13 protein-coding genes are annotated in these 17,939 nt (G+C 60.7%); 9 read left to right on the top strand and 4 right to left on the bottom strand.

Features of this window, described 5'->3' with window-relative positions:
* Positions 1-5 precede the first annotated feature (5 nt).
* Positions 6-1,877 (bottom strand): SARP family transcriptional regulator, encoded by a 1,872-nt coding sequence (locus tag C6558_RS10095; RefSeq protein ID WP_146160877.1) that lies wholly within the window; start codon positions 1,875-1,877, stop codon positions 6-8.
* 29 nt (positions 1,878-1,906) lie between these two features.
* Positions 1,907-2,365 (bottom strand): helix-turn-helix domain-containing protein, encoded by a 459-nt coding sequence (locus tag C6558_RS10100; RefSeq protein ID WP_025428516.1) that lies wholly within the window; start codon positions 2,363-2,365, stop codon positions 1,907-1,909.
* 258 nt (positions 2,366-2,623) lie between these two features.
* Between C6558_RS10100 and C6558_RS10105 the strand changes: the two genes are divergently transcribed.
* The 6 genes from C6558_RS10105 to C6558_RS10130 all read left to right on the top strand — a co-directional run bounded on the left by C6558_RS10105 (position 2,624) and on the right by C6558_RS10130 (position 11,423).
* A complete protein-coding gene (locus C6558_RS10105) occupies positions 2,624-5,209 on the top strand; it encodes an SH3 domain-containing protein (RefSeq protein WP_107027195.1) in 2,586 nt (861 codons plus the stop codon).
* Between the two features lie 118 nt (positions 5,210-5,327).
* A complete protein-coding gene (locus tag C6558_RS10110) occupies positions 5,328-7,469 on the top strand; it encodes a mechanosensitive ion channel family protein (RefSeq protein ID WP_371412255.1) in 2,142 nt (713 codons plus the stop codon).
* Between the two features lie 27 nt (positions 7,470-7,496).
* A complete protein-coding gene (locus C6558_RS10115) occupies positions 7,497-8,951 on the top strand; it encodes a lytic transglycosylase F (RefSeq protein WP_025428519.1) in 1,455 nt (484 codons plus the stop codon).
* A gap of 232 nt (positions 8,952-9,183) precedes the next feature.
* Complete coding sequence (locus C6558_RS10120) at positions 9,184-9,468, top strand: hypothetical protein (protein WP_051509226.1); 285 nt, start codon at positions 9,184-9,186, stop codon at positions 9,466-9,468.
* 90 nt (positions 9,469-9,558) lie between these two features.
* Positions 9,559-10,656: a glycosyltransferase family 4 protein gene (locus tag C6558_RS10125; RefSeq protein ID WP_107027196.1), complete on the top strand. Its 1,098-nt coding sequence runs from the start codon at positions 9,559-9,561 to the stop codon at positions 10,654-10,656.
* Complete coding sequence (locus C6558_RS10130; RefSeq protein WP_057211321.1) at positions 10,653-11,423, top strand: polysaccharide deacetylase family protein; 771 nt, start codon at positions 10,653-10,655, stop codon at positions 11,421-11,423. The genes C6558_RS10125 and C6558_RS10130 overlap by 4 nt, the downstream gene beginning before the upstream one ends.
* On the opposite strand, the gene C6558_RS10135 is transcribed toward C6558_RS10130, so the two are convergent.
* Positions 11,410-12,240 (bottom strand): MBL fold metallo-hydrolase, encoded by an 831-nt coding sequence (locus C6558_RS10135; protein ID WP_025428523.1) that lies wholly within the window; start codon positions 12,238-12,240, stop codon positions 11,410-11,412. The genes C6558_RS10130 and C6558_RS10135 overlap by 14 nt on opposite strands.
* 412 nt (positions 12,241-12,652) lie before the next feature.
* Between C6558_RS10135 and C6558_RS10140 the strand changes: the two genes are divergently transcribed.
* Positions 12,653-13,813, top strand: coding sequence for a DUF3095 domain-containing protein (locus C6558_RS10140; RefSeq protein WP_107027197.1), 1,161 nt, complete (start codon positions 12,653-12,655; stop codon positions 13,811-13,813).
* Here C6558_RS10140 and C6558_RS10145 read toward each other — a convergent pair.
* Positions 13,803-15,140 carry a nucleotide sugar dehydrogenase gene (locus C6558_RS10145; RefSeq protein ID WP_162771106.1) on the bottom strand — a complete coding sequence of 446 codons (1,338 nt, stop codon included), beginning with the start codon at positions 15,138-15,140 and terminating at the stop codon, positions 13,803-13,805. The genes C6558_RS10140 and C6558_RS10145 overlap by 11 nt on opposite strands.
* A gap of 389 nt (positions 15,141-15,529) precedes the next feature.
* Between C6558_RS10145 and C6558_RS10150 the strand changes: the two genes are divergently transcribed.
* Positions 15,530-16,879, top strand: coding sequence for an adenylate/guanylate cyclase domain-containing protein (locus tag C6558_RS10150; RefSeq protein WP_107027199.1), 1,350 nt, complete (start codon positions 15,530-15,532; stop codon positions 16,877-16,879).
* A gap of 8 nt (positions 16,880-16,887) precedes the next feature.
* Positions 16,888-17,838 carry a polysaccharide lyase gene (locus tag C6558_RS10155; protein ID WP_107027200.1) on the top strand — a complete coding sequence of 317 codons (951 nt, stop codon included), beginning with the start codon at positions 16,888-16,890 and terminating at the stop codon, positions 17,836-17,838.
* Positions 17,839-17,939: the final 101 nt, after the last annotated feature.

Genomic DNA, 17,939 nt, shown 5'->3' on the forward strand with positions numbered 1-17,939 from the left:
GATACTTAGAATCCGGCCTTGCGCAGGCCTTCGCAGTAATGGGTTCGCTGCCATTCCTCGCGGAACGGAACGATTGCAATCCATTTGTCCAGGTTGAAGTCCGGGTGGACCTCAAACGTCTTGCGCACGTATTGTCCTGCCTTCTTGCGATTGCCGAGCATACCCCAACTCGCCGCGGCGAGACGATCGGCCGGGGTGGGATCGCGCATGCGCTCGATATAGTCAAGTGCTTGATCGTATTGAGAAAGTGAGTAGCAGGCGCCGGCGGCGGTCCAGAAATACTCGTCCGGAGCCATCGGGTTGAGATTGATTGCCGCTTCGATCTTGCGCAGGCCGCCATCCGGGCGCGAGGCCTGTACAAGCGTATCGGCGTAGCTGGCAATCACATTGGCATGCTGCGGGCTGAGCGCTTCGGCCCTCTCATGGAATTCGATGCTTTCGTCGAATTGCCGGCTGTAGAGTTTGACGACACCGAGCTCGCGGTAGCCCGCCGCAAGTGTATCGTCGATGGCGATCGCATCACGGGCGTGCTGTTCGGCAAGCGCCAGAAGTTCGCTGTCGCCGCGGGCAGTCAGAAGCCACTCGACGAAATAGCTTCGCGCAAGTCCACTCATCGCCGGAGCCAGATCGGCATTCTGGCTGAGCGCCTCGCGGAAGCTCTTCCGGGCTCGACGGACCTCGGGCAGGTTGAGTTGCTTGAGATAGCGCTGGCCGAGCAGGTAACTGCGATAAGAACTGCCGTTGCTCTCATAGGTCTTGCGCATCGTCTCATTGCGCTCAACCTGGCTGGCAATGGCAAACGCGATCTGTCGCGCAATCACCTGGCGTGACCTCATCAAGCCATCGTCATCGAGCGTAAAACGATCGGCCCAGATCACTTCGTCGTTGGCAAAGAAGATCAGCTGCGTAAACAGTGTCTGTCGGCTGCCTTCGTTCGTCAGGCGCGTATCGAGGATATAGCTGATGGCGTGTTGTTCGTAGGTGCTGGCCTTGTCCGCCTGCAGGCTGATCTGCGCTGCCGTGTAGGGCGCTATCACCGAAACCGAGCGGAGCGCGCAAAGGCCGATGGTCACGTCCTCGATCAGGGAGTGAGCAAACAGCGTGGCAGCAGCGTCGGCATTGCCGGCACCCGGCGGCAGCAGTACCACACGCGGCGGACGGGTTTCGCCCATGGTCTCCAGCAGCTGGGTGTTGGTCAAGCTAGACGGTGGTGCCGCCTTGGCGGTTGCGGCCACCAGTCCGCCGCCCGAAAGAAGGCGCGTGTCATAGTGCCGGCCCTCCAGCGTCAGGACGGTCTTGAGGATTTTGCGAACCTCGTCGTCGTCGGGGTTCTTCTCCAGAAGCTTGACGGCAGCGGACCTGACGAGCTTTCGATCCGGGCCGGTCGCAATCTCGGCCGCATTGATCAGGCACTCGCGCAGCAGGGCTGCGTGATCGGCGCGCCATTGCTCGATCCAGTCGTGAAGCGCTCGGCCCTGCGACTTCAAATCCTTGAGAAAATCGTCACGGAATTTCTCCCCGGCCCATTGGAAGCGCGATAGCGCGTCCTGCTCGGCGTTCCGGCCGATGTCGTCGAGGTCGCTCGCAATCGAATCCGGCTGCATCCGAACAGTCGATGGCGAAAAACTGAGGAACGTGTGGCCGAGTTCTTCCTGACGCGACGTGATGCGGGAGATTGTCTTGCGCAGATTGACCAAGGCCTGGCTCGGAACGACTTCGTTCCACAAGAGCTTGGCGACATCGTTTCGGGATTGCTCGCGATGGCCGCCGGCGATCGCCTGAGCGAGAATGAGCAGACCCTTCTCAGGGAAAGCGACATCGCAGTCGTCTTCGTCAACGAGACGTAATCGCCCGAGGGTCTGCAATCTAAATTTCATCTGGCTATCTCATCGGCAACCGGTGGCGGCTATCCATGCAGGTCTGGGGCGGGCGCAGTGCTGCCGTGGGCTGCGACTGTTTCCGCCTCGGGTGTCTGTGCGACGGCAGCCACCAGCGAGATGATTTTCTTGCGCAGGACCGGATCGGTAATCTTCAGGAAGGCCCGATTGAGCGCAATGCCCTCCTTTGACGAGACGAAGGACGAGATCTCGTTCGGCTCGCGGACATCGCCGAGGCCTGCCCTCGGGGATGCACCCTCTTCGCCTTCCTGGAAGAAGAAGCTCGGATTAACGCCGAGAACGTCGGCGATGGCTTGCAGCCGGCTGGCACCGATGCGATTCGTGCCCTTTTCGTACTTCTGGACCTGCTGGAACGTAATTCCGAGGCCGTCTGCGAGCTTTTCCTGGCTCAACCCGGCCATCAACCGACGCATCCTGACGCGGGAACCGACAAAGACATCAATCTGGCTGGGTGCTTTTGTGTTCACGTGTGTTTCCTCCGCATGTAGGCGTGACCAAATCATACATATGAGTTTGCTCGAATAAATGACTCGATGCAATCACTACGCGCCAAAACACGGATAATTGCGCTGTATGGCACGACTCATTCCCCATTGGATGGCAGGCGTTACGGCCGTTGTTACTGTTACGTACTTGCGCCCGGCCGGGGCAGCGGGTTGCTGTTGAGCAATGTGGGCCATGCCCGCCTGCAACGAAGTCCATTTCGGCAACGTCGGAGATGCGAGATGCGCGGAATAACCTTGACCTTGACGCTACTTTCCATAGCCGCTGCGCCGGCGTTGGCTGGTCCGGCCACGACGACTGCATCGGTCAATTTTCGGGCAGGCCCCGGCACCGGCTTCGACAGCATGGGGAAGATAGATGAGGGCGGACAGGTCGACGTCAAGGAATGTGACGATTCCGGCACCTGGTGCGCCGTCAGCTTTGAGGGGAAGGACGGTTTCGTCAGCGGCAAGTATCTGAACGCTGCCGATCCGAAAGCCCTTGGCTGGCCACGCGCCTACAAGACCGACAAGGGAGCGACGATCACACTCTACCAGCCACAGGTGAACGCCTGGAAGAATTTCGTCGATCTCGACGCCCTGATCGCCGCCGAATACAAGCAGTCCGACGATGCCAAGCCGATTTTCGGCGTCATCGGCGTCACCGGCAAGACCGTGACGGACAGTGGCTCGGACGAGGTCGTCGTCTCCGATATCAAGGTCAACGAGATCAACTTCTCGGTTCTCGATCGTCCGGAACTCGCCGACCTGGCACTGGAAGTCGGCAAGTTGATGCCTGTAGGCACGATAACGCTGTCGGAGGACAAGCTGACCGCGAGCCTTGCCGACTATGAGCGGCTCGGCAATGTCGAAGGGCTGAAAGCAGATCCACCGCCGATCTATGTCAGCAAGGAGCCGGCGGTGCTTGTCCAGACCGACGGCAAGGCGGTGTTTGCGCCGGTCAAGGCCGTCGAGGGTCTTTCCTTCGCCGTCAATACCAATTGGGACTTGTTCAAGCTCGACGCCGACAGCACCTACTACCTTCGCAACGAAAAGGCGTGGCTGCAGTCGAAAGACCTGTCGAGCGGCTGGCAGGCCGCAACGTCGCTGCCGAATATCTTCGGCAAGTTGCCGGATGATGACAACTGGAAGGACGCCAGGGCGGCAATCCCGCTTGCCACCGGTGAGGGCGTGACGCCAAAGGTCATCTATTCCGACAAGCCGTCAGAATTGCTCGTCTTCAACGGTGAACCGAAGCTCGAGGCGGTGCCCGGGACCGGCCTGAAGATCGCGACGAACACCGAGAGCGATGTCTTCTATCTGCCCGCGGATTCGAACTGGTACGTTCTTGTCTCCGGCCGCTGGTTCTCTGCCGCGTCGCTTGATGGTCCCTGGACCTTCGCCACGCCTAACCTTCCACAGGATTTCCAGAATATTCCGGAGGATGCCTCCTATTATACGGTCCGCTCTTCGGTTCCCGGCACCTCGGAGAATGCGGAAGCGCGACTGAAGGCGAGCATCCCCGAAAAGGCTCGCGTTTCGTTGGACGGCTCGGTCAAGGTTGACGTCGCCTATAGCGGAGACCCGAAATTCGAGAAAATCGACGGAACGTCGCTCACCTACGCCGTCAACACCAATGAGACGGTCATCAAGGTTGCCGACAAGTATTTCGTGTTGAAGGATGGAGTGTGGTTTGTCGGCGATACGCCGACCGGGCCGTTCACCGTTGCGAAGGCCGTTCCGGACGAAGTCTACACGATCCCGCCGTCGTCGCCTGTCTACAATGCCACCTATGTCCGGATCTACGAGACCGAGCCGGACGCAGTCTGGTTCGGATATACCATGGGGTATCTCGGCGCGTATCTTGCCTGGGACACGTTCGTCTACGGCACCGGCTGGTACTATGACGACTACTGGGACTACGGCTGGGCCGGTGGCGGCTATTGGCCATATTATCCGCGCCCGGTAACCTATGGCGTCGGCGCATTCTACAATCCGGCGGTAGGCACATTCGGTCGTTACGGCTACGCCTATGGCCCCTATCGCGGCATCGCTGCCGGCGCTGCCTACAATCCACGCACCGGCACCTATATCCGCGGTGCGGCAGGCTATGGACCTGCGGGTGAACGCGGCTTTGTCGCAGCCTATAATCCCCGTACCGGCAACGCTGCAATCGCGCGCGGCGGGAACAATGTTTACGGCAGCTGGGGGACGGCCGCCGTCAAGCATGGCTCGGACTTCGCCCGTATCAGCGGCGGGTCGACCGCTGGCGGCGCCGGTGCGCATTGGCGCACGTCCGATGGCAACCACGGATTTGTCGCAGGAGGCAAGGGCGGCGACGTCTATGCCGGACGCGACGGCAATGTCTATCGCCGCGACGATGGCCAATGGCAGAAGCATACGCCCGACGGATGGCAACCGGTTCAAAAGCCATCGATTCAGGATGCGAAGAAAGCCGGCCAGCAGTTCGCGACCCAGCACCCGGATGCGGCGCAGAACCTGAACAAGCGCATAGACAATCGCGGTCAGATCGGCGACGGCAGCGCGATTGGTGACCGTGCACCCGACCATCTGGCAATCGACCGTGCGGGCCGCCAGATCGGCAATCAGCGTTCATTCGAACATCAGTCCTTCGACCAGCGGCCGTTGAATTTCCCGAGCGGCGGCGGCTTCGGAGGGGGCGGGTTCGATCGCCCCGGCGGATTTGGCGGTGGTGGCGGCGGATTTGGTGGCGGTGGCTTCCACGGCGGCGGCGGTGGATTCTCCGGCGGCGGTGGTTTTCACGGAGGTGGTGGCTTCCACGGTGGTGGTGGTTTCCGGCGCCGTTGACCGCAGAAATGTGCACCGAAAACGGAAGTTGGTATAAACGTCGGGGACTGTGTTAGCGTTTGTGCAAATGAGAACAGGAATCGATCGGCTCTCGCCGGTCGTTGGGGGTATGGTCAGCATGGTCGGTGTCAGTTCGTTGCGTGGATTCTGGGGGCCGATGGCCCGCATTCTCGCTTTCTTGATGGTGTTCCTAGGACTTGCGTCCGCAAGCCACGCGCAGAGCCAAGGCTCCACGTCCGCTGCGGAGCCGGCCAAGGTTCAGCAACTGATCGAGCTGCTCGATGATCCGGAAGTGCGGCAATGGTTGGCCACCAAGCAGCCGGCGGCGCCCGGTGCGACCGCGCCGGCGGCAACGACATCGGCCGATGCCAAGCCGGAGCCCGGATTTGCGGCCCGCTGGACGGCTGAGATCCGCCACCATCTGACCGGCATCACCAACGCCGTGCCGCGCATTGGCCCCGAGTTCGACGCGGCGCGCATCCGCCTCGCTGGAGACATGGAAAACCATGGCTCCGCCCCGATCCTCAAGGGATTCCTCTTGATTTTGCTGGTCGGGTACGGCGCCGAATACGCGCTACGCTATCTTTTGAGGCGGACGTTGCGTTCGGCGGCCTTGACCGGGGCGGCGCGCACGATTCTGGTCAAGGTGCTGCCGCTCCTGGTGTTCGCTATTGCCACGACCGCCGTGCTCGCCGTCGCTGAGTGGCCATCGCGGCTTGAAGAAACCATCGCGCCGCTCCTGGTTGCCTGGATCGGAGCCCGCTTGCTGATCACCAATGGGGCCGCAGTAATGTCTGGTGGAGCGGTCGATGCGACCGATCCATCCGGTCGAGCCGGCTATCTCTCGCTGACGGCTGAGGATGCGCGTTTTTGGTACCGCTCGTCAGTGGCAATCATTTGTGCCGCCGCCGCCATCTGGGGTATCGGCGACGCCATGCAGGCCCTTTCTGTCGCCCCCGACGTTCGCAACCTTGTGGCGGCCGCGCTCGGTCTTATCGTGCTTGCACTTGCAATCATCACCGTGCTGAGGAGACCAGCCGCAACCACAGGATCGCGCCGTGTGGTCGGCAACATTCTGCTGGTCTCCTTCCTGGTGCTGCTTTGGGTGCTGTGGGTGGCCGACATGAGGGTTCTGTTCTGGATCGGCCTTTACTTCATCGGCTTGCCGCCGCTCCTGCGCTTCACCAGTGCCTTTGCCCGCACGATGCTGGATGTATCGGCGGACGACGATATGCGCGTCATGCGCAATGTGCTGATCGAACGCGGCGCCAGATTGGCGATCATTGCCTTGGCGGCCGGATGGCTCGCGCTTGTCTTCCGCGTCAACGCAGCGATGATGGTCCAGGACGACGTTTTCAATCGGATTTTCCGTGGTGCGCTTGCCGGTGTCGTCATTCTGCTCGCGGCTGACTTGATATGGCAGTTGACGAAGAGCCTGATCAGCCTGCGCGTCAAGCACGCTACCGTCGAAACGACTGACCCCTCCGAACGCGCACGCAACACCCGCTTGCTGACGCTGATGCCGATCCTGCGCAATTTCCTTGCGGCCTTCATCCTCGTGGTGGCGCTGCTGATGGTGCTTTCCGGCCTTGGCGTTCAGATCGGCCCGCTGATTGCCGGCGCCGGCGTTTTTGGCGTCGCCATCGGCTTTGGTTCTCAAACCCTGGTCAAGGATGTGATCAGCGGGATCTTCTACATGATGGATGACGCTTTCCGCATTGGCGAGTACATTCAAAGCGGCAGCTACAAGGGGACGGTGGAATCCTTCAGCATACGCTCGGTGAAGCTGCGGCATCATCGCGGTCCGGTCTTCACCGTGCCGTTCGGGTCTCTTGGTGCGGTTCAGAACATGAGTCGCGACTGGGTGATCGACAAGTTTATGATCAATGTGTCCTACGAGGCCGACATCGCCAAGGTGAAGAAGGTGGTGAAGGGCATTGGCGCGGCGCTTCTCGATGATCCCGACTTGGGGCCGACGATTATCGAGACGGTGAAGATGAAGGGCGTCGAGAGCTTCGGTGACTATGGCATCACCTTGAGTTTTGCGATGACGACCAAGCCGGGACATCAGACACAGGTCCGGCGCCGGGCACAGGCGATGATCAAGGAGGCCTTTGACAAGAACGGCATCTCCTTCGCTTCGCCGACAATGCACGTGGCCGGCGACGAACAGAACGCGGCTGCGGCAGCCGCGACGCGCGATGCGATCGCCAAGAAGAATGCAGCGGCAGCGCTCGCCGAGGGTGCACCACCGGAATAGGGTTTTCTCTGGCTGGGGAGGCCATAAATGAGACGCCTCGCATTGTTTCTGCTGTTCTTCGCCGTGGCGGGGACCGGACGTCTATGGGCTCAATCGGACGAAAGTACATTCCAGCCGATCATCGCCCCGCATATGGGTGATCTCGACGTCATGGAGAAGCGGCGGCTGGTGCGGATCATCGTGCCCTTCAGCAAGACAATTTACTTTATCGATCGCGGTCGGCAGCTCGGCACGGCAGTCGAGTTCGGAACGGCGCTCGAAAAAGAGCTGAATGCCGGGCGAAAGAAGGAGATCGAAAAGATAAGGGTCGCATTCGTGCCGATGGCACGTGGGCACCTGTTGACGGCGCTCGAGGAAGGCCTTGGCGACATCGTCATGGGAAATCTCACGATCACCGAGGCACGGCTGGCCAAGGTTGACTTCACCGATCCGTTGTTCAACGAGGCCAAGGAAGTACTGGTTACGGGACCGTCGGCGCCGGCGATCGCCAATCTGGACGATCTGAGCGGCCGGGAAGTCCGGGTTCGTACGTCCAGCAGCTACCACGAGCATCTGGTCGCGCTGAGCGATGGTTTCGTCAAGGCTGGGCGCGCGCCGATCACGATCAAGGAGATGGACGACAATCTCGAAGACGAGGACATTCTCGAGATGGTGAATGCCGGCCTTTTGCCCTGGGCGGTGGTCGACAGATACAAAGGCAGCATCTGGGCTACGGTGTTCACGGATATCAAGATGCGTGACGATATCGTTGTGTCCGATCACGGACAGATTGCCTGGGCGATCCGCAAGGATAGTCCTCGGCTCAAGACCGCGCTCGATGCCTTCGTCAAGACCCACCGGGTCGGCACCACCTTCGGCAACATCCTGAAGAACACCTACTACAAGAGCGACAAGATGCTGAAGCGTGCCTATGCGCCTGAGGACATGGAGCGCTTCCAGCAGCTGGTCGAGATTTTCCGCAAGCACGGCGGTACCTATTCCTTCGACTACCTGATGCTGATGGCGCAGGGCTATCAGGAATCGCAGCTTGACCAGTCCCGGCGCAGCCCGCGCGGTGCAGTCGGCATCATGCAGCTTCTGCCGTCTACCGCCGCCGACAAGGCTGTCGGCATCCATGGCATCGACAAGGACCAGAACCTGAATGTCGAGGCCGGATCGAAGTATCTGAGGTACCTGATCGATACCTATCTCGATGACCCGGCGGTCACGCCGCGCAACCGCATGCTCTTCGCCTTCGCGGCCTATAACGCCGGCCCCGGCAATTTGCACAAGTTCCGTGCAAAGGCAAAGGACATGGGCCTCGATCCGAATTTGTGGTTCGGCAATGTCGAAAATGCCGCGGCCGCGATCGTTGGGCGCGAGACGGTTCAATATGTCAGCAATATCTACAAGTACTACGTTGCCTACGGGTTGCTGGCGGAGCAGGCTCAGGAAGCCACCACAATAAAATCCTCGGCCGCTGCCAATGCCAGTGCGCAGTAGATTTGCATCACGTCGTCTTGAGTGGCCCGAGGCGTTCCTGATGACAGAGACCCGAAAGCCAACTGGACCTGATGGTGCCGACCGGCCTATTGAATGATGCCTTCAATCAATCGGATGAAGGCATTTTTGGGCGAGTGTGAAATGTTGCGGCGACCATGACGTACGTTTTTGAGGCGCTGGATACTGGGTCACGAGCGCCTCGTCCGGGGCCGGCCCGAAGGAGGTTTTGGTGATGGTTGTATCGAGACGCGCGTTCCGTCCCTGCGGGCCATTGGTGCTGCTTGCAGTGTTGGGCCTGGCTCTGGCCGGCTGCACCACTCCGGATCTGGAGCCGATACCGGGAAGCATCACCTATGGCGGCCAGCCGAGGACGAAGCTGACGAAGGCGCCGGTGGGCAGCATGGTGCCGCATACTTTCGTGAGCGGGAACAGCTTTGTCAAAGAGACATACATTATCCAGCCGGATCGATCGCTCAGGCTTGTTCGAAGGGACTATTTCGACATACCTGTCAATTGATCCGGTTAAGGTCCGTGTGCGGCCCGAAGGCCGGCTTGCACTGCCGCTGCCGTTGACAGTGTCAAACGAAGACGCGATAGCTCGATCTGCATGAAAATCGCCTTCTACGCACCGCTGAAATCCCCCAGCCACCCCGTTCCATCCGGTGACCGGCTGATGGCGCGCCTGTTGATCGACGCGCTGCGGCAGGCGGGACATGAAGTGTGGATTGCCAGCGATTTGCGCAGCTTCATGGCGGATGCCAGCGAGGTACAATTCGCGTCGCTGGCGGCAGCCGCGGCCAGCGAAACGGAGCGTCTTCGCACGCTTTGGCAGTCCCTAACGCCACCTGATGTCTGGTTTTGCTATCACCCCTATTACAAGGCGCCGGATCTGATCGGGCCAGGGCTTGCTGCCGAGTTTTCCATTCCCTACGTCACAGCCGAGGCCTCCTACTCCTTCCGCCGCAATGAAGGCGTTCGCGCTGTTGCTCAACGGCATGTACTGCGCGCCATTGAACAGGCCGCGGTCAATATCTGCCTGACGCAGCGGGATCGAGATGGCCTGGTCGAGGCAGCACCCACCTGCCGGCAGGCGATGCTTCCCCCCTTCATCGATACGGCTCCGTTTACACGGGCATTCCGCAGTGCTGCGGATGGTTGTCGCCTCGTCACCGTGGCGATGATGCGCAGCGGCGACAAGATGGAGAGCTATAGTATGCTTGCCAGATCCCTGTCGCTGGTTGTCGATCGGCCGTGGACGATGACCGTTGTGGGTGATGGGCCGTGCCGGCAGGATGTCCACGACGTTTTTTCCACTTTGCCGGCAGACCGATTGATTTGGCTTGGCGAAAAAGATGCGAGCGACATCCCAGGCATCCTCGGTGAAAGCGCGCTTTATCTTTGGCCGGGCTGCGGTGAAGCCTATGGGCTGGCCTATCTCGAGGCACAGGCTGCCGGACTGCCTGTCGTTGCGCAGCGCACAGCGGGCGTGCCCGAGGTGGTGCGGGATGGCGAGACCGGGCTGTTGACACCCGAGGGCGACGTCGATGCCTATGCGGCAGCGATCCGCTGTCTGATCAACACCCCAGAGACCCGCCAACGGTTTGGCGAAAATGCCCGACGTTTCGTCCACGAAGAGCGGTCCTTCCCCGCCGCAGCACGGCGATTGGGCGAGATTTTCAAAGAATTTCTGGAGGAGCCCGCGTGACCATTGATGCCAACTGGCACTTACTCGTCGATGAACTCGATCGCGCGCACGTGCGGGGACGAAAGGTCGACTTCTGGCTGAGGGACGACGATGCCATCGAGCCGAGTGTTCCGCTCGACCGGCTTCTGTTACTTGCCGCAAGCCATGCGGTGCCGGTGACGCTCGCCGTGCCGCCTGCGCCGGCAACCGAAGCGCTGGCGCGACGTCTCGCCGGCCTTGCCGATGTCTGCGTGACGGTGCATGGCTGGGCGCACCGCAATCATGCGCCGCCTGGCGAGAAAAAGCAGGAACTCGGTGCCCACCGGCCGCACGTCTTGATCCTCGATGAATTGCGATGCGGCGTCGAGCGTCTGCAAACGCTCTTTCCCGAACATTTCATCCCGATGCTCGTCCCGCCGTGGAACCGGATCGATCCGGCCCTGCTGCAACGACTGCCCGAGGCTGGATTTGCCGCCCTTTCGGTTTTCGGACCGGAGAAGCCGTCGCCTTTCCCGCTGGTCAACACTCATGTTGACGTCATGGATTGGCGCGGTACGCGCGGATGTCGGGACCACGGGCTTATCATTGCCGATATCGTCTCGCGCACGCGGCAGGTCAGCGGCGACATAGAGGGCAAGGAGCATCAGTCGGGCCGCACGGTCGGTCTCTTGACCCATCACCTCGTGCACGACGAGGCCGTCTGGGATTTTCTCGAGAAGCTCTTCACCGTCACGGCCGGGCACCCCGGTTGCCAGTGGCGTCAGGCGAAAGACCTCATAGATCGATGATCTGACCGTCACGGGCAGCGAACGCACCGGCAAACATGGACTGTACGTCGATTTCCATCGCGTCCAGCTGTGCGTCTGTTCGCGCGGGGTCGTGATGGAACATTGCCAAGCGCTTGACGCCGGCGGCCATCGCAAGGCGCGCGCCATGCATCCCGGTCGAATGACCAAAACCGCGAAAATGCGTCATCTCGCTTTCGAGATAAGTGCAGTCGTAGATCACCAATTCGGCGCCGGCGATGAGCTCAAGGACCGCCGGGTCGAGGATGCCGGGTTCGTGTTCGGTGTCGTAGACGAGCGCCACTGCGCGGCCGTTCCATTCGACGCGATAGCCGACGCAGCCGCCGGGATGGGTAAGGCTCGTCGTGCGGATCGTCACGCTCTCGCGCGGGGTCAGCACGTCTCCGGGCTTGAAGTCGACGCCTTCAAGGCTTGCCTGACAGATATCCGGATCGACGGGGAACCATGGCGGCCGCATGAAATCGCGGATCATTTCCTTGGTCGTCGTCAAGCCGTGCAGATGCCCCGACCAGAACCGCACCGACGACTGACACTTGTAGATTGGCTTGAAATACGGAAGGCCGATGATGTGGTCGTAGTGGCTGTGCGTAAAGAAGAGGTCGTAATTATCGACGCCTTCGGCAATCAAAGAGGCGCCCGCTTCGCGCAATCCTGATCCTGCATCGAAGAGCAACACTTCCTTGCCGCATCGAATTTCGATGCAGGATGTATTTCCCCCATAGCGCAGGAACTGCTCGCCGGATACCGGCAAACTCCCTCTTACGCCCCAGAACCGCACTCGAAAATTGTCTTCTTGCATTCCTGTTTCGGCTTCACGCTGTCCGCGCAAGCCTAGTTGCCTGCGCTTAACTGATAGACAAGCACATATGACCACCCCCCTGCAATGGCATGGGTTATTGTTTAGACATTAACCTTATCAATGCCCACAAATGACGATGGCATATTCGATGTTGTGTCGGGTGGTCCGAAGCCTTGTTGCGGGCAGTGGCCAACGGCCGTTTTGCAACAATCGTCAGGCTTTTCGGGAGCTTATCCGGCACGTGGCCATCAAAGCTGACGCAGCGATTTCTCGCAATCGCCCCGAGGGTCTCTTACGCTGCCGAGGTCGTCGCAACTCCTCTCGATACGCGTATCGGAATTTGAAACTTTTTCTTGCGGTCTCGCGTAGAACATCTATCGACATAGCCAGTGGGTAAAAGCTCGGAGCATCGATGGCAAAGACGAGTGAAACACGATTCTACGACAGCGTGCCGCTCTTCGATGCGTTCGAGGGGGTTGCCGATGAAACGAATTATCGTGCCTTGCCGGACGACTGGATGCTGGCGCTCGCCGATATCGTCAATTCAACCGGCGCGATCGCCGAGGGCCGCTACAAGACCGTGAACATGGCCGGCGCGAGCGTCATCTCCGCGCTGATGAACGGTCTTGACGAGAAATCCATGCCGTTTGTTTTCGGAGGCGACGGGGCACTCGCAGTCCTCCCAGCATCGATGGCGGAACGCGCGAAAGCGGCGCTTGCCGCGGTGAAAACGTGGGTCCTTGAAGAACTCGGGCTCGAGTTGCGCGCGGCGCTGGTGCCGGTCAGGGATATCAGGGCGGATGGTCTCGACATGCGCGTCGCCCGCTTCAAGGCGAGCGAAGAGGTCTCATACGCGATGTTTGCCGGCGGCGGTGCAAGCTGGGCGGAAGCGGCCATGAAGGCGGGGCGTTACCAGGTGGAGGCAGCACCGCCGGGCACTCGGCCCGATCTCACAGGGCTATCGTGCCGATGGAACCCAATCCAGTCACGCCACGGCTCGATCGCCTCGATCATTACAGTGCCCGGCGAAAAAGGCAGCGGACCGGAATTTCAGGCGCTGATCGCCGACATCGTTGCCCTTACCGACGAGGAAGAGCGACACGCGCATCCGGTTCCCGAGCTCGGGCCTGAACCACGCTTTTCCACCCAAGGCATCGAAGCCGAGGCGCGGGCGCGGGCGCCGCATGGAAGGCGGCTTCTGGCGCGCCTGTGGATCACGCTGCAGACATTGGCGCTGTTCATCTGTTTTCGCATGGGATGGAACCTAGGCACGTTCGATACGACCCGTTATCGGCGCGATCTCGCCAACAACACCGATTTCCGCAAATTCGATGACGGCCTCAAGATGACGATCGATATCAGCGCCGCGCGCCTCGCCTTGATCGAGGCGCGGCTGCGTCGGGCCGAGGCGGCCGGCGTCGGCCGCTACGGCCTGCACCAACAGGACTCCGCACTTATGACCTGCATCGTGCCCACCCCGATGAGCCGGGATCACATGCACTTCGTGGACGGAGCCTCAGGTGGCTATGCGGTTGCCGCCAGCAAGCTGAAGGCGGCCTTGGCTAGGCCTTGACGATGTGTGCGCCGGTCAGGCCGTGGCGGTGAAAAACGTTGCGCGTATCGACGATAAGCGGTGAGGCACTAGCAAGGGCGGCGTAATCGACCTGGTCGTGGTCGGTTGCCACCAGCACGACATCGAACTGCCGGATCGACTGCCCGTCGAGCGTCACGGACCGTCTGCCCTTCAGAGCGCTGTATTCGCGCGTCGACGGGATCTCGGCGACATAGGGATCGTGGTACTCGCACCGACCGCCGCGTTCCTCGATCAGTTCGATCAACTTCAGCGATGGGCTTTCGCGAATATCGGGCACGTTCTTCTTGTAGGCGAGGCCGATGACAAGGACCTTCGAACGGCTGAGCGCCTTGCCCGCATGGCGATCGAGCGCCTCGGCGAGCCGGCTGACCACGTGGCGTGGCATCGCCGAATTGATCTCTCCCGCCAACTCGATGAACCGGGTGGGCAATTCGTATTCGCGCGACTTCCAGGTGAGGTAAAAGGGATCGATCGGTATGCAATGCCCGCCGAGCCCGGGCCCCGGATAAAACGGCATGTAGCCGAACGGCTTGGTCTTCGCCGCCTCGATCACTTCCCATACGTCGATGCCCATCGCCTCGAAGACAATCTTCAGCTCGTTGACGAGGGCGATGTTGACCGAACGGAAGATGTTCTCGGTCAGCTTGACCGCTTCGGCGGTGGCGTTGGACGATACCGGTACGACCGTTTTGACGACCGCGGCATAGAAGCGTTCCATCAGGCTTGCCGCGAGCGGCCCGTCGCCTGCCACGACTTTCGGAATGCTGGTCGTCTCGTAGACCGGGTTGCCGGGGTCTTCGCGTTCGGGTGAAAAGCCGACAAAGAAATCAACGCCCGACCTGAGGCCGGTCTCCTCGAGGATCGTGCGCACGACGCCGTCGGTCGTTCCCGGGTAAGTGGTCGATTCGAGCACCACGAGCTGGCTGGCCCTGAGCGTTGCTGCAATCGCACGTGCCGTATTCTCAACGAAGGAAAGGTCGGGATCGCGGTGTTTCGTCAGGGGCGTTGGCACGCAGATGACGATGACATCGCAACTGCCCAGATGTCCGAAATTGGTGGTGGAGCTGAAGCGCCCGGCTGTCGCCTGCTCGGCCAGCACGGCGTCCGGTACGGCTGCGATATAGGATTTGTGCGCGTCGAGCGCGACGATCTTTGCCGGGTCGATGTCGAATCCGGTCACCGAAAAGCCCGCGCGTGCCGCCGCAACTGCGAGCGGAAGGCCGACATAACCAAGTCCGATGACGCCGACATGGGCCGTGCGAGCCGAAATCGACGCCAGCAGTCTTTCGTGATGGGGTGAGGTCAATTTTCGGTTCCAGCTTTTGTGAACGGGAGGCGCCAGCCTGGCGACATGTCGTGGTTTGTTGGATAGAAACAAGGTACAAGTCAAGCGTGGCGCCGATGCCTTCCCCTGACTGCGGTGCATTGGCGTGCCATCAAATCTTCGTGTGGCCGCGGCGCGAAACAAAAAATTCGCGCGCCTCTGGAAATTGCAGAGGGCCATCAATATCTGCAGTATATAAGTGCCGCATTCCGGGTGCCTGTACGTCATCGACGCTGGAATCGGTTGGAGCATTTTCTTAACGGGCACGTATCATCATCAGCCGCCGCGAGCGAACGCCGACACATCGTCGGGCCGTTCGCCCATCGCAATTGGGCATGGTGCTGGACTGTCTGTCACGGTGAGGACGCGAAATGGGCCCGGTAAACGATAACGTATCTGAAATCCTGATCGACAAGGTCGCGGACTGGCTCATGCGGACGTCGCTCAGCGACGAGTCGCTGGAGACGATCGTCAAGGGCTTCTGCGAGCGGCTGGCAGCTGCCGGCCTGCCGTTAATGCGCGTGCACCTTTCCTTTTCCATGCTGCATCCGCTCTATGACGCGCTCGGCTTCACCTGGGCGCGCGGCAAGGGCGTCGAGGTCAGCGGCCTGCGGCACGAGGAACTCGCGCTCAATCCGGAGCGGTTCCTGCGCAGCCCCTACTATTACCTGCTCAACAACAATCTCGAGCATGTCCGTCGGCGCCTCTACAAGGATACGCCGTCCGAGTTCCCGATCTTCGACGAGCTGAAGGAACAGGGGGCGACCGACTACATCGCCTTCATGCAGTCGCTCGGCGCCGATTCCGGCCACGGTATGGTCGGCTCCTGGACGACGGACCGCCACGGCGGCTTCACCGATGACGTCATCGGCGCGCTGTTGCGCCTGCAGAACCATCTCGCTGTTGCGGCCAAGATGGCCGTTCTCGGCAAGCTCGCCGACAACATGCTGACCACCTATCTCGGCTCGAGCGCCGGCCGCCGCGTGATGAGCGGGCAGGTCCGGCGCGGTGACGGAGAGACGGTACGTGCGATCCTTGTCATGGCGGATATGCGCCGCTCGACCATGCTTGCCGAAAAGGAGGGCCGCCAATCCTATATCGAAACGCTGAACGGTTACTTCGATGCGATTGCTGCGCCGTTCAACCGCAACGGCGGCCATATCCTCAGCTTTGTCGGTGATGGTTTCCTGGCAGTCTATCCCTGCGGCCGGCACAAGGAACCTTCCGAATTTGCCGCGCGCGAGGCGTTCGGCGCGGTGCGCGCCGCAACCGCACGCATGGAATTGCTCAATTCCGAGCGGCGCAAGCAAGGGCGTGACCCGATCGGCTATGGCGTCGGACTTCATGTCGGCAATGTAATGTTCGGCAATGTCGGCCTTCGCGACCGGTTAACGTTCTCGGCCTTCGGCTCGGCGGTCAACGAGGTGCAGCGGCTGCAGAACCTGACGAAGAAATACGCTCACAGCGTTGTCGCCAGCGAGGCTTTCGTCAATTATTGCGGCGGCGACTGGACCGCGCTCGGGCAGGAAAAGCTGCGCGGCGTGCGCCAGAAATTCACCATTCTTTACCCGAATGAGGCAGCGCTTCTGCCAAAGCCGGATGAGCGCCTCGATGATGTTTTGCAGGATGGACTTTCGGAAGCAGAGCATGTCATGCTGCTCCATCGCAACACCCGCCCGCTGCAACCGCCGCGTGGCCTTATCGACAAGATGCTTCAGTAAGGACCTCAATGTTCCGAGCAGCCCTCATCGTCGCGAGCTTCTTCATCACTGGCGTTGCAGCAGCGCAGCCGTGGGAAACCAAGCTTTTCGACGGGTTCGAGGGAAAGGATTTCTCGCCGGACGGCGGGCTCTACTACCGGGAGAATTTCGAGCAGAGCGCGGGGACGGCCGAGTTTCAGAGCATCGTCAAGCGCAACGGCAATGGCGGACTCAAGCTGAGCGTCGTGCCGATCTGTCCGGATTCGCTCGACGGCTGCAGTGAGAGAGCGGAAATCTGGGAGAAGACGGCGCTGCGGGTGCCCTACGACCAGGGTATTTGGTACGGGTTCTCCATGAAGTTTGCCGACCCGATCCCCTCAGGTGATCATCGTTATCTCGTGGCGCAATGGAAACGCGAGATCGACCCGGGTGCTGAAGGCGATTTCAGCCCGTTCCTGGCGTTGCGCATGAACTTCGGCAAGTTGTTCGCAACTATCGAGACCAATTATATCGCGCCGGTTTCCACCGGGCCGGACGGGGTCGCCGCCGCCTGCAGGCCGGGTGAAGTGCCGGTATGGGGACGCCCGGGCGTCAACCAGATGCGCATGCTTGTGGCCGCTGATTCCGCGTGGAAGGCGGATGACGGCAATCTGTTCAACGCCTGCACAGATGCGATTACGGTGACGAACCACGGCAATCCATTGCCCGATCCGAAGTCGGGCTGGATCGATTTCGCGATTTATACGAAGCCGGGCGCCGACGGCACCGGACATATCGAGCTCTTTGCCAATGGTAAGCCGATCATCACGGTCAAGGGCCATGTCGGGCATGCTGACAAGGGGCTCGGCCGTAATCAGTATTTCAAGTTCGGCCCCTATCGCGCGGCCGATGCGACCGACTGGACGCTCTATTATGACGATTTCCGTCGATCGCCGCGCTGCGCCGACGTGCTGCCCCAAGAAACTTGCCCTCTTCCCTGAGATCGCGACGCGACCGTAAACTATGCTGTGGTTGCAAGGGGCTAAGCTGGACAGCCCCCTGAAGCTGCGATAGTCTTTTTTAGAGGCGGCGGATACAAGGG

The organism is Ensifer sp. NM-2, from assembly GCF_003024455.1.
Classification (GTDB): Bacteria; Pseudomonadota; Alphaproteobacteria; order Rhizobiales; family Rhizobiaceae; genus Ensifer; species Ensifer canadensis.

Excerpts from the sequence above, each read along its gene's own strand:
- C6558_RS10095 (WP_146160877.1), bottom strand. The coding sequence starts at position 1,877 with ATGAAATTTAGATTGCAGACCCTCGGGCGATTACGTCTCGTTGACGAA.
- C6558_RS10105 (WP_107027195.1), top strand. The coding sequence starts at position 2,624 with ATGCGCGGAATAACCTTGACCTTGACGCTACTTTCCATAGCCGCTGCG.
- C6558_RS10110 (WP_371412255.1), top strand. The coding sequence starts at position 5,328 with ATGGTCGGTGTCAGTTCGTTGCGTGGATTCTGGGGGCCGATGGCCCGC.
- C6558_RS10115 (WP_025428519.1), top strand. The coding sequence starts at position 7,497 with ATGAGACGCCTCGCATTGTTTCTGCTGTTCTTCGCCGTGGCGGGGACC.
- C6558_RS10120 (WP_051509226.1), top strand. The coding sequence starts at position 9,184 with ATGGTTGTATCGAGACGCGCGTTCCGTCCCTGCGGGCCATTGGTGCTG.
- C6558_RS10125 (WP_107027196.1), top strand. The coding sequence starts at position 9,559 with ATGAAAATCGCCTTCTACGCACCGCTGAAATCCCCCAGCCACCCCGTT.
- C6558_RS10135 (WP_025428523.1), bottom strand. The coding sequence starts at position 12,240 with ATGCAAGAAGACAATTTTCGAGTGCGGTTCTGGGGCGTAAGAGGGAGT.
- C6558_RS10140 (WP_107027197.1), top strand. The coding sequence starts at position 12,653 with ATGGCAAAGACGAGTGAAACACGATTCTACGACAGCGTGCCGCTCTTC.
- C6558_RS10150 (WP_107027199.1), top strand. The coding sequence starts at position 15,530 with ATGGGCCCGGTAAACGATAACGTATCTGAAATCCTGATCGACAAGGTC.
- C6558_RS10155 (WP_107027200.1), top strand. The coding sequence starts at position 16,888 with ATGTTCCGAGCAGCCCTCATCGTCGCGAGCTTCTTCATCACTGGCGTT.